At 52.0% G+C, this 11,829-nt stretch carries 11 protein-coding genes; 1 reads left to right on the top strand and 10 read right to left on the bottom strand.

Annotation, left to right across the window (positions count from 1 at the left end; genetic code table 11):
* Positions 1–52: 52 nt before the first annotated feature.
* From H8792_RS09110 to uraH, 10 genes are all read right to left on the bottom strand, one after another.
* Positions 53–406 (bottom strand): diacylglycerol kinase, encoded by a 354-nt coding sequence (locus H8792_RS09110; protein WP_185978645.1) that lies wholly within the window; start codon positions 404–406, stop codon positions 53–55.
* Positions 403–1,221 carry a phosphatase PAP2 family protein gene (locus tag H8792_RS09105; RefSeq protein WP_185978644.1) on the bottom strand — a complete coding sequence of 273 codons (819 nt, stop codon included), beginning with the start codon at positions 1,219–1,221 and terminating at the stop codon, positions 403–405. The genes H8792_RS09110 and H8792_RS09105 overlap by 4 nt, the downstream gene beginning before the upstream one ends.
* 147 nt (positions 1,222–1,368) lie before the next feature.
* A complete protein-coding gene (locus H8792_RS09100; protein WP_185978643.1) occupies positions 1,369–2,295 on the bottom strand; it encodes an ABC transporter permease in 927 nt (308 codons plus the stop codon).
* A 12-nt stretch (positions 2,296–2,307) separates the two neighbouring features.
* Entirely contained in the window at positions 2,308–3,390 is a 1,083-nt protein-coding gene (locus H8792_RS09095; RefSeq protein ID WP_185978642.1) for an ABC transporter permease, read from the bottom strand.
* 12 nt (positions 3,391–3,402) lie between these two features.
* Positions 3,403–4,929, bottom strand: coding sequence for an ABC transporter ATP-binding protein (locus tag H8792_RS09090; RefSeq protein WP_185978641.1), 1,527 nt, complete (start codon positions 4,927–4,929; stop codon positions 3,403–3,405).
* Positions 4,930–4,998: 69 nt separating this feature from the next.
* Complete coding sequence (locus H8792_RS09085; protein ID WP_185978640.1) at positions 4,999–5,496, bottom strand: nucleoside deaminase; 498 nt, start codon at positions 5,494–5,496, stop codon at positions 4,999–5,001.
* Complete coding sequence (gene xdhC, locus H8792_RS09080) at positions 5,489–6,466, bottom strand: xanthine dehydrogenase accessory protein XdhC (RefSeq protein ID WP_185978639.1); 978 nt, start codon at positions 6,464–6,466, stop codon at positions 5,489–5,491. The genes H8792_RS09085 and xdhC overlap by 8 nt, the downstream gene beginning before the upstream one ends.
* The gene (xdhB, locus tag H8792_RS09075) at positions 6,459–8,789 is read right to left on the bottom strand and encodes a xanthine dehydrogenase molybdopterin binding subunit (RefSeq protein ID WP_185978638.1); all 2,331 of its coding nucleotides are present in this window, start codon (positions 8,787–8,789) and stop codon (positions 6,459–6,461) included. The genes xdhC and xdhB overlap by 8 nt, the downstream gene beginning before the upstream one ends.
* Positions 8,782–10,296: a xanthine dehydrogenase small subunit gene (xdhA, locus tag H8792_RS09070; RefSeq protein ID WP_185978637.1), complete on the bottom strand. Its 1,515-nt coding sequence runs from the start codon at positions 10,294–10,296 to the stop codon at positions 8,782–8,784. Before xdhA ends, xdhB begins: the two co-directional genes overlap by 8 nt.
* Positions 10,297–10,321: 25 nt before the next feature.
* Positions 10,322–10,684, bottom strand: a complete 363-nt coding sequence (gene uraH / locus H8792_RS09065; protein ID WP_185978636.1) for a hydroxyisourate hydrolase — start codon at positions 10,682–10,684, stop codon at positions 10,322–10,324.
* Positions 10,685–11,142: 458 nt separating this feature from the next.
* Here uraH and H8792_RS09060 point away from each other — a divergent pair, with 458 nt between their 5' ends.
* Positions 11,143–11,829 (top strand): GntR family transcriptional regulator, encoded by a 687-nt coding sequence (locus H8792_RS09060; protein WP_185978635.1) that lies wholly within the window; start codon positions 11,143–11,145, stop codon positions 11,827–11,829.

Below are 11,829 nucleotides of genomic sequence, written 5' to 3'. Positions count from 1 at the left end.
CCCCTTTTTTCTGTTCGGCAATCCACAAAATAGCCTGGAACTTTTCCTTGCCTTAGTGCCAGAAGTTTATGCTCGTCAAAACGGCGAAGATGACCGCTGCGACGCTTAAAATCAGTACGGCGCCCGCGGCCAGATCTTTCACGATCTTGATCGTTGGATGCACTTCCGGGTGTAAATGGTCTGCCAGTGCCTCGATGGAAGTATTCAGCAGTTCCATCGCAAGAATCAAGGCGATAATCATGATCAGGATGGTCCACCAGACCATTGTCACGCCCAGCCAGTAAAAATACACGATCGCGATAACTGCCAGGAGTAACTGCGCCCGAAAGCTGGACTCGTTTTTAAAGGCGTGTTTGATGCCGTTTAAAGCAAAGCTAAGTCGATTAGCAAAGTTTTGATTCTTCACTGTATGCCTCTCTCTACTGCTAATTGATCCTGGTAAAAAAGATTCTCTCCGAAAACTTCGAAACCGACCCAGGCCAGTACGAATATCAGTGCCAGCAGTAAAATTTTAGGTAAATGGTTCTGCTTGCTTTCAGTTCGTTGGAGACTGTAATTATGATTAAGCTGCCAGTAGTAGATACCCAGACCTAACGTAATCGATAGACTTCCGACCAGCAGGCCGCCGATGACATCACTGAAATAGTGAACTCCGAGAACCATACGGCTTAATAGTACCGCGCCGATCACGAAAATGGTCAGTGTCAGTATGCTAAAGCGAGTTGATAGTCTGCGGGCTTGATACAGAAAGATCAGACCGATAAAACCGTACACGGAAACGGCGATAGCCGAATGACCGGATGGAAAGCTAAACGAGTGTACAGCGAAGAGTGGATCGACCGGACGAGGCCTGGCAATCGTATTTTTGCCGAGAAAAACCAGCAAAAGGCTGCTGAGTGATGAAACAGTCAGCGGAATCATCCATTGCATGAGCCTGGTCCAAAGCAGGCCGACAGCAGCCAGTAACAGGCTTAGAGAAACCAGAATCGGTTGGCCGAGAAAGGTGAAGGCCAGGAAGAACTCTACTGTAGCATGATTGCGATCTGCCAATAAAAGTGAAGCGATATGCTCATCGAAGGAGACGATCGAATCACTGGTGACGATATCTTCGGTCAGACCTGCCAACAGGCAGGAGATATAAGCGAATGCCAACAGCAAAACGGTGAGAGTCAGACCGCTGAAATTGTTTCTTGCAAAGCGTCTTTTGATGAATTCCCACATGTCTTAGTCCGTTTAGTCGTCGCGAAACCTTGTCTCCATAGAAACTAAGTGTAACCGTTTCAAATAGTTTTCCAGAAAAAATATAGCGTGAAAACAGGCAATAAAAAACCCGCCGGAGCGGGTTGGCTGGCTGTTGTTCGATAGACGTTAGTGGGTTGGATGAAACGGCTTTCCGAGACTGGCCGGTGCCAGGCTGGCACTGCTCTGTCTGGAAATAATGACCAGTACGATAATGGTTGCCAGATACGGCAGCATAGAGAAAAATTCCGACGGAATGGCGATTCCCATTCCCTGACCGTGCAACTGTAGAATGGTGATCCCGCCGAACATATAGGCGCCGAGCAGCACTCGCGACGGCATCCACATGGCGAATACCACCAGTGCCAGCGCGATCCAGCCTCGACCCGCGGTCATATTATCGGCCCACATCGGCGAGTAGGACAGCGACAGATAAGCGCCTGCCAGGCCGCTCATGGCGCCACCGTAGAGTACCGCCATATAGCGGATGGCAATGACCGGATAACCGATGGAGTGCGCCGCATCGTGCGATTCGCCGACGGCGCGCAGAATCAGACCGGAACGGGTACGATTGAGGAAATAGAAGGTGGCGAAAACCATAAACAGTGAAAAATAAATCAGGATGTCGTGACTGAACAGTACCTTGCCGAAAAACGGCAGTTCGCTCAAAACAGGTAGATCCAGCTTCGGCAAACCGCTGTAGGCAATCCCGACGTATTCTCTCCCCAATAGGGCGCTCAGGCCGAGACCGAAAATGGTCAGTGCCAGACCGGTTGCAACCTGATTGGATTGCAGGCTGAGGGTCAGGAAAGCGAAGATCAGCGCCATTCCCATGCCGGCGAGGATACCGGCCACAATGCCGAGAGTAGCGCTGCCGGTATTATGCACGGTCATAAAGGCGATGACCGCGCCCATGATCATCATCCCTTCCAGTCCCAGGTTGAGGACGCCGGATTTCTCCGCGATCAGCTCGCCGAGTGCCGCCAGCAGCAGCGGTGTCGCTGCACCGATAATGGTGACGATAATCAAAGCAATAACTTCAGGATTCAATGCCATAAAAAATTCCTTTTAAACTTGAGCCGCTTTGGATTTAAACGCGAGGACAATGCGATAGCGGATCAGAACATCGGCCGCCAGCAGGAAGAATAGTAATAAGCCTTGGAAAACCCCGGTCAGAGCCATCGGCAGACCCAGCGAGATCTGCGCCGATTCGCCACCAAGATAAGAGATCGCCATGATCAGTCCGGCAAAAAGAATCCCGACCGGATGCAATCGACCAAGAAAAGCGACGATAATCGCCGTAAAGCCGTATCCCGGAGAGATCGACGGTAATATCTGACCGATCGGACCGGAGACTTCCATCATACCGGCAATCCCGGCGAGCCCTCCGCTGAGCATCAAGCTGAACCAGATAATTTTCTTGTGGTTGAAACCGGCGTATTTGGCCGCATCCGGTGCTTGCCCGACCACGCGAATCTGGAAACCGATCAGGGTTTTCGACAGCATGACCCACAGGCCGATCAGAATCATCAGCGTCACCAGGCTCCCCAGATTCAAGCGAGTGCCTTCCAGCAAAATCGGCAGGAGTGCGGCGTCCTGGAACATGCGCGATTCCGGGAAGTTATAACCCGAAGGATCGCGTAAAGGGCCGTTAACCATGTAGTTGAGCAGTAGGATAGCGACATAGGTCAACATCAGACTGGTGAGAATTTCATTGGTATTGAAACGGGTTTTCAGGAATGCCGGGATTGCTGCCCACAGCATCCCGCCGAGGGCTCCGAACACGATCATCGACGGGATCAACCAGATATTGCCGTCAGGGTAGATCCACAGAGCCAGGCTGCCGCCGAAGATGGCGCCGAGAATCAACTGTCCTTCGGCACCGATATTCCAGATATTGGCTCGGAAACCGATCGACAGACCGAGCGCTATCAGAATCAGCGGGGTTGCCTTGACGGCAAGTTCACCCAGGCCGTACAGACTGGAGACCGGTTCGATAAAGAAGACGTACAGTCCTTCCCACGGAGACGTGCCCATCAATGAAAACAGCACGATTCCGGAGAGTAGGGTCAACACCACCGCGATTAACGGCGAGAGATAACGCATCTTGTCGGATGGTTGGCTGCGCGCTTCGAGTTTAAGCGATATCATGTGCGAAGCTCCTTATGCTGTTTGCGCTGGGGTTGAAAGTGGTGGAGTAATCCCGCCCATCAGCAAGCCGATCTCTTCGCGGCTGATCGCCGAAATCGGATAGGTGGCCGACAGGCGTCCTTCATAGATCACACAGATGGCATCGCAGATTGCAAACAGTTCGTCGAGATCTTGCGACAGTACCAGCACAGCACTGTTTTTCTGCGCCAGATCGATAATCGATTGATGAATGGCGGCGGCGGCACCGGCATCGACACCCCAGGTCGGCTGGGCGGCGATCAGCAGACTGGGTCCCTGTTCGATTTCACGACCGACGATGAATTTCTGCAGATTTCCGCCGGATAAGCTTTTGGCGGCGGAGTTGATGCCGGATTGTTTGACCTTGTATTTGTCACAGATGTGATTAGCATAGTCGCTGCATTTTTTGTGGTCGATAAAGCCGCGATTGAGGAGTTTTTTGGCTTGATAACCACTCAATAGGGCATTGGAGTGCAAAGATTCGTCCGGTACCGACCCGTGCCCGAGACGCTCTTCGGGAACGTAAGCCATGCCGATCATACGTCGTTGATTGGACGGCAGATTCCCGCTTGGACGTCCCTGGATGACAATGCTGTCGATCGGGGTGTCGACTTCTCCGGAAAGCGCTTCCAGCAGTTCGGTCTGACCGTTACCGGCAATACCGGCTACGCCGAGAATTTCGCCTTCGCGAATCTGAAAGCTGATCTCCTTGAGATCGTTGCCGAACGGTTGGTCGGATTCAACCGATAGATTTTGCACGCGAATGATTTCTTTGCCGTAAGCGGTTTTTTCAGTGCGTTTCGGCGGGGTGATTTTTTCACCGACCATGCGTTGTGCCATGGCGGCCGGAGTTTCCTGCGTCGGGTCAAGCGTTTCGATAAAGCGACCGCCGCGCAAAATAGTCGCGCTGTGACACAGAGTTTTGATTTCGTCCAGCTTATGGCTGATATATAGAATAGAGACACCTTCGGATGCCAACCGCTTCAAGGTAACGAATAATTTTTCGACCTCTTGAGGCGTCAGTACCGAAGTCGGTTCGTCCATAATCAGCAGTTTGGGTTGCTGCAGCAGGCAGCGGAGAATTTCCACCCTCTGGCGTTCACCGACCGACAGATCATGAATCGCTTTGCGCGGATCAATCTGCAAACCGTAATCGGCGGAAATTTCCACCAGCTGTTTCTCGAGCGTTTTCAGATCGACAGCCTGATCCATGCCGACCGCGATGTTTTCCAGCACGGTCATCGCTTCGAAAAGTGAAAAGTGCTGGAAGACCATACCGATCCCAAGACTGCGTGCCATTTTCGGATTCTGCATGATGACTTCTTCACCCTGCCAGAATATCTGACCGGAATCCGGCTGCATCAGGCCGTAAATCATTTTTACCAGGGTACTCTTGCCGGCGCCGTTTTCACCGAGCAGAGCGTGTATCTCGCCCGGTTGAATTTTCAGATCGACGCGGTCATTGGCGAGACAGCCGGGAAAGGCCTTGGTGATCTGTTTCAGTTGCAATCGCGGAGTCATCGGATCTCCTTTTGACAATTAAATCGGTTGCGTGGAATCGGTCTCTAAGCTCGATAAGCGAAAGAATCCCTAATAAGGAACTTTGTCTTCTTTGGCCTGCCAGTCTTTAAAGGGTTTTATGGCTTCATCTTCCAGCAGGCGTTCGGTCGGAATGCTGCGCTGTTCGATCGGTTTGGGAATTTCGTCATACAGCAGGGCGTCGTCAAAACCGATTTCCGCGGCGTCCTCCCGGCTGTTGGCATAATAAATTTTGTCGAGACGGGCCCAGTAGATGGCGCTCAGGCACATCGGGCAGGGTTCGCAGCTGGTATAGATTTCACAACCCTTCAGATCGAAAGTCCCTAGAGCCTGACAGGCGTTGCGGATGGCGGTGACTTCCGCGTGAGCGGTCGGGTCGTTGGAAGACGTGACCTGATTGTAACCTTCGGCAATCACTTTGCCGTCCTTGGTGATAATCGCCCCGAAAGGGCCGCCGAAACCGGCTTCCATTTTCTCTTTGGAGAGCGCAATCGCTTTGCGCATTAAAGAGCGGTTTTCTTCGGTGAAATGGTGCGGACAATCACACATAAATGGTTTCCTTGGCTAACGGAGAAGTTTGTTGTTTGGCGTTTTTTTCGCGTTCGATCAGCAGTTGAGCGACAACCGAAGCGGCGATGATTTGCGGGGCTTTTCCTTTCAGCTCCGGTAAACCGATTGGACAGTGCATCTTTTCGAGGCACGTTTCATCGACACCTGTCTGACGGAATTGCCGCTCGAAGCGAACGCGTTTGGTTCTGGAGCCGATCAGGCCGAAGAAGTTGTGACGATCACGTTTCAAGATCGCTTCGGCAATCTGGTAGTCGAGCTGATGGCTATGGGTGAAGACCAGGAAGTAAGCATTATCCGGCGCAGCCTCAAGATGGGGTTGCCAGTTGCTGTCACAGATGAATTCGACGTTATCCTGTTCTTGATCCGGGAATTGCTCGGGGCGCGAATCGATACAGACAATCTGGGCGTCGAAAGCTTGCAATTGCTGCATCAGTGCCCGGCCGACATGACCGCAACCGAACAGATAGAGCGGGAAGTGATGCGGTTCGATTCTCTCGCAGAAGACATCATCGACCAGAATCTGTTCGAACTGTTCTTTGTTCAGCAGTCGGCGTTGCGCCAGCCGCAAATCGGTTTGCAGATAGCGGTATCCGCTTGGCTTCTGCAAGTAATGACGCAGTGCTTGCAGCCATTGACAGTTTTGCGGCTGGATATGTTCGAAGATCAGTTCCACTACGCCACCGCAGCACTGGTCGAATTTCGGAATCAATGGCGTCTGAGTACGGTCGATCTTGCCAGTGTTGAATGGATTTTGTAAAGATGCCCGGGCACGCTTGATCGCTTGCAATTCCATATTGCCGCCACCGATGGTGCCGAGAATTCGATCTTGCCATACCAGCATTTTGGCACCGGTTTCGCGAGGAGAAGAGCCTTTGACTTTCCCGACCGAGATCAGGACGAAAGCTTCCTCTCCATCTGCTTGCGCGGCGATTTTTGACCAGTTAAGCATAAGCCGCCTCGGATGGGATTTGGATGGCACGGCAAGCTTTTAACAGATTTTCCGGGGTAGCCGGAGCCGTTAAAGGCGGACAAGCCTGATAGTCGGCCAGGCTGGCGACGGCATTGTTCAGAGCGTTGAACACGCTGATACCGAGCATTAAGGGCGGTTCGCCGACCGCCTTGGAGCGGTAAACGGTGTCTTCACGGTTGGCATCGCAACGCAGACGGATATTGAATTCTTTCGGACGGTCTCCGCAGGCCGGAATCTTATAGGTAGACGGTGCATGGGTGCGCAGGCGTCCGGATGTGTCGTACACCAATTCTTCGGTTGTCAGCCAGCCCATACCCTGAATAAAGCCGCCTTCGACCTGCCCCATGTCGATCGCCGGGTTGATGCTGGCGCCGCAGTCGTGAACCACATCGACGCGGTCGACTTTGTATTCGCCGGTCAAGGTATCCAGGCTGACTTCGGTGACAGCAGCGCCGTAGGCGAAGTAGAAAAATGGATGACCCTTGCCCTGGCTTTGATCGAAGTGGATTTTCGGGGTGCGGTAGAAGCCGGTTGTCGACAAGGATACTCGGGCCAGATAAGCCTGCATGACCAGTTGATTAAACGGAACCTTGTGTCCGCCGACCTGAACGCCGGATGGAGTGAAGCGGATCATGTCGGCATCGACGCCATAGTGCTGTCCGGCAAATTCCGTCAAACGCTGTTTGATGATCAGGGCGGCGTTTTCCGCGGCCTTTCCGTTCAAGTCGCAACCACTTGAAGCGGCGGTCGGGGAGGTGTTCGGAACCTTTTCGGTATTGGTGGCGGTGATTTTTATGCGTTCGACTTCCACCTGAAAAACTTCGGCGACAATCTGCGCTACTTTGGTAAACAGGCCCTGACCCATCTCGGTTCCGCCGTGGTTGAGATGGATCGAACCGTCACTGTAGATGTGCAACAGAGCTCCGGCCTGGTTAAGGTGGGTGGCGGTAAAAGAGATACCGAATTTGACCGGCGTCATCGCCAGCCCCTTTTTAATAAACGGGCTGGTTCGATTGAATTCGATCAACTGCTCGCGGCGGGCGGCATAGTCGGAATCCGCTTCCAGCTCGGCGGTGATTTCGTGGATGATATTGTCGGTCACCGGCATGTGGTAAGGGGTGATATTACGCTCGTCGATACCGTAGTAGTTGCGCTTGCGCACTTCCAACGGATCCAGCCCGAGGTGATAGGCGATCTCGTCGATGACCCGTTCCATTGCCACCATGCCCTGCGGGCCGCCGAAACCGCGGAAAGCGGTGTTGGATACCGTGTGCGTCTTGCAGCGATGCGAGACGATTTCGACATTGTCCAGATAGTAGGCATTATCGAGGTGGAACATGGTACGGTCGTTGATCGATGCTGACAGGTCGGCAGACATGCCGCAACGCGAAGCGGCTTCATAGCGAACCGCCTGAATGAGGCCTTGATCGTCGAAGCCGACATCGTAACCGATGACATAATCGTGGCGTTTGCCGGTCAGGGTCATATCCAGATCGCGATCGAGGCGCAATTTGGCCGGACGACGACAGATGGAAGCGCACAGAGCGGTAATTGCGGCGATCTGCGCCGGTTGCGATTCCTTTCCACCGAAGCCACCGCCCATGCGGCGTACTTCGATATTAATGTTGTGATCGGCGACGCCCAATACCTTGGCGCAGGTGTGTTGTACTTCCGAAGGGTGTTGGGTGGAGCTGTAAACCTTAATATCCTGGTCTTCTCCGGGGATGGCCAGGGCGATATTCGATTCCAGGTAGAAGTGATCCTGTCCGCCGATTTCGATTTCGCCCTGGATGCGATGGGTACTTTGAGCCAGCTTTTCCTGCGGTTCTCCGCGCAGAAAACGTTTGCTTTCCAGAACAAAGGATTTTTTCTGCAAGGCGTCGCGCACATCGAGGATTGCCGGCAGTTCCTGATATTCGACTTTCGCCAGTCCGGCTGCTTTGCGTGCAATGCCGATCGATTCGGCGGCGACCACAAACAGCGCCTGACCGAGGTACTCGACCAAGTCTTTCACCAAAACCGGATCGCCTTCGGTCACGGCGGCGAAGTCGTTTTTACCGGGGATGTCCTCCGCGGTCAGTACCTTGACGACGCCGGGATAGCTTTTGACCGCCTCCAGATCCATGCTCAAAACCTGTGCATGGGCGCATTCACTTTGGGCAACGTGCAGGTGGAGCAGTGCCTGTGGTTCCGGCAGATCGTCGATATAACGAGCTCCGCCGTCAAGATGTTTTTCCGCACTGTCGTGCTTGATCGGGGCGCGAACGCCGCTTTTTAGCGGTTGGGAGACGGTATCAAGCATGTTTGATTCCTCCTTGATGACTGACCTGAATCGGCACGGCAATGTCCTGAGTAGAGGTTTCGATATAGAACTTGTACAGCAAGTTTTGTGCTACCTGCATACGGTAATCGGATGAGGCGCGGAAATCGCTGATTGGTGTATAGTCTTCGGCGAGTAGAACTTGAACTTGCTGCACAGTGTCTTGATTCCAGCTGCGTCCGATCAGGAAATTTTCGGTCTTTCCGGCTCGCAACGGAGTGGCCGCCATGCCGCCGAAGCAGATACGCGCATCAGTGACGGTGTTGCCGTCAAAGTCGATATGGAAGGAGCCGCTGACGGCGGAGATGTCCTGAGCGAAGCGCTTGGAGATTTTATAGACGCGGAATTTGGCCGTATCCTTGCGCAGGATCGGTAATTCGATCTGCTTGATAAATTCACCTGCATGCAAGTCCTGCTTGCCATAGGCAATGAAGTAATCTTCAAGCGGCAGTAACCGTTCGCCTTCTTTGCTTTGCAGACGAATTTCGGCACCGAGAGCGATGAGCGGCGGCGGCATGTCGCCGATCGGCGAACCGTTGGCGATATTGCCGACCAGGGTTCCGCTGTTACGAATCTGTGTCGAACTGTGACGCCAGAGATAATCCTGCAGTTCCGGATAGTATTGGCACAGAGAATCGAAGGCAGCACTGTAACTGACCGAGGCTCCGATAATCAGTTTGTCGTCTTTCACCTCAAGTGTCTTCAGCTCGGGAATCTGTCCAAGATTGACCAGCGTTGACAGCGTTCGATGTTGTTTGGAAACCCATAGCCCGAGATCGGTGGCTCCGGCGACAATATGTGCCTGAGGGTTCTGCGCTAGAATCTGACACAAGCTGGCCAGAGTGCTCGGTTGAAAATATTCCAAGCCTTCACAGCTATAGTATTTGTCTTCTTTGGGAGCGATTTCCTGTAGGGCGTCCATGACAGCTTGAGTATTCAGGTGAGAAGCGCTCGTTTGCTCGCTACCCAAGGCGATGAATTGTCTGGCCGCTTCGATAATCGGACCGTAGCCGGTACAGCGGCACAGGTTGCCGGAGAAGGTTTCATTGATGAAATCGGTTAAAGCATCCGGCTCAAGTTTGCTGATCTGTTCGGCATAGTCTTTTTCGGCCAGATTCATATAGAGCGCGGCTCCGGACATGACGAACCCCGGCGAGCAGAAACCGCATTGGGTTGCGTGTTGTTCGGCCAAGGCGGATTGCACCGGATGCGGTGTCTGGTTTTCCGCCAGGTGTTCGACGTTAATCAGCTGCTTTCCGTCAAGCATCGGCATGAAGTGGATGCAGGCATTGATCGCTTTATAGTGAACACGTCCGTCTTTCAATTCACCGATTACGGTCGTACAGGCGCCGCAGTCACCTTCGGCACAGCCTTCCTTGCAGCCTGTGAAACCATTCTCGCGTAAATAATTGAGAACCGTTTGTGTCGGTGGGACGTCCTTTAATTCGACCGGCTCGGTGCCAAGTAGAAAACGAATAGGTTGGCTCATAATGCTTCCTTAAAATTCTGTCTATTCAACTGCCGCGGTAGGTACTGTAGCTGTATGGGCTGAGCAGGAGCGGGATGTGATAAGAGCGGTTCAGATCACCGATACGGAATTCAATCGAAATATTGCCCCAGAAAGGCATCTCTCCGATCAAATCCTTATGGACGGTTTGCAGGTAGTCCTCTACGGCAAACACCAATTTATATACACCGCTCTGCATGCAGCCTTCAGGAAAAAATCCGTGGTCGGTACGGCCGTCGCTATTCGTAGTCAGGCTGCAAATCTCTGTTTCGCCGTCATCTTCAATTTTATAAAGTGTGATAGGGACTCCGCCGGCCGGTTTGCCCAGGCTGGCGTCAAGAATATGGGTGCTTAAATTTGCTTGCGACATGGGGTGTCACTCTTATGATTAATGGTTGTTTTTACGATTGTACACAATTTTATATGCATTTCTAGCGTTTTAATTGTTTTTTATTGTCAGAAAAGTCCTCTTGGATACGGCTTTAGAGAATCTTGGACGCAATTCGTATTAAAATAGTCAATGTAATGAAAAATGGGAATTCCGCGCGCGGCCGTAACTGTTTATTTCATCAGGAAAATAGCGGTTTTTTGGCGTGATTGGCAGCGATTAAAGCACTTGTAGGGAGAAATTCCTTTAAAACACTTAGATTCGGTCGTTTTTCGAACACTTGCCTGGAGCGGGTGTTACAAGGCTTTTAAGTTAGTTTTTTGCAAAGTTTTTCAAAAAAATCATAAAAAATTCGTTGTTGTTGTTTTTTATATTGTATACAATCTGGGTTGATATTGATGCTGAATGAATCAACCCTTCCGAGGATGGGAGCAGGCAGAATGGAGAAATCAAAAAGTTCTAGAAACCAGGAGCAGGTTATTTACGATCGCTTGTTCGATGTGATTTTAGAGCAGAAGCTTCAACCCGGAGCGCGCTTGACGGAAGAACCGTTGGCGGAAATCTTTGGTGTGAGCCGAACGATTATTCGCCGTGTGCTGTTGCGTCTGTCGCACGAGGGGGTTGTCGAGATTAAACCGAATGTCGGCGCCAGTGTCGTGATGACTTCTCCCGAAGAAGTAGCGCAGTTTTTTGAAGCGCGCAAAGTTGTCGAAGGGGCTTTGGCAAGCATGATCACAGGAAAGCTGACGCCCTATCAGGTAGAGATGCTGTACTCGATGGTTCGTGAAGAATCCCGTTTGTTTGAGATGGGAAATCGCGCCAAAGGCTTGCGAAAATCGACCGAATTTCACTTTTATCTGGTGGAAGCGGCCGGAAATCAACCCTTGGCGGAAATGGCCAAGAAGCTGATCGCCCGTACTTCATTGATTGTTTCTCAATATAACCTGTCAGGTTCCGGTGGTTGTGCTTGCAATGATCACAGTGCCTTGGTTGAAGTGATTGTAAACGGGCAACCGGATGAGGCGGAAAGTTTGATGCGCGAGCATATCGATCATATTCAGCATGGATTGTTCTTAAAAGATAAGTCGGTCGAAACCGACTTGTATGCTTTGTTAAAACCGGAATAA

The organism is Thiomicrorhabdus heinhorstiae (genome assembly GCF_013391765.2).
Classification (GTDB): domain Bacteria; phylum Pseudomonadota; class Gammaproteobacteria; order Thiomicrospirales; family Thiomicrospiraceae; genus Thiomicrorhabdus; species Thiomicrorhabdus heinhorstiae.
The sequence above is the reverse complement of the archived record's forward strand: the minus strand, read 5'-3'. Positions and strand labels throughout refer to the sequence as shown.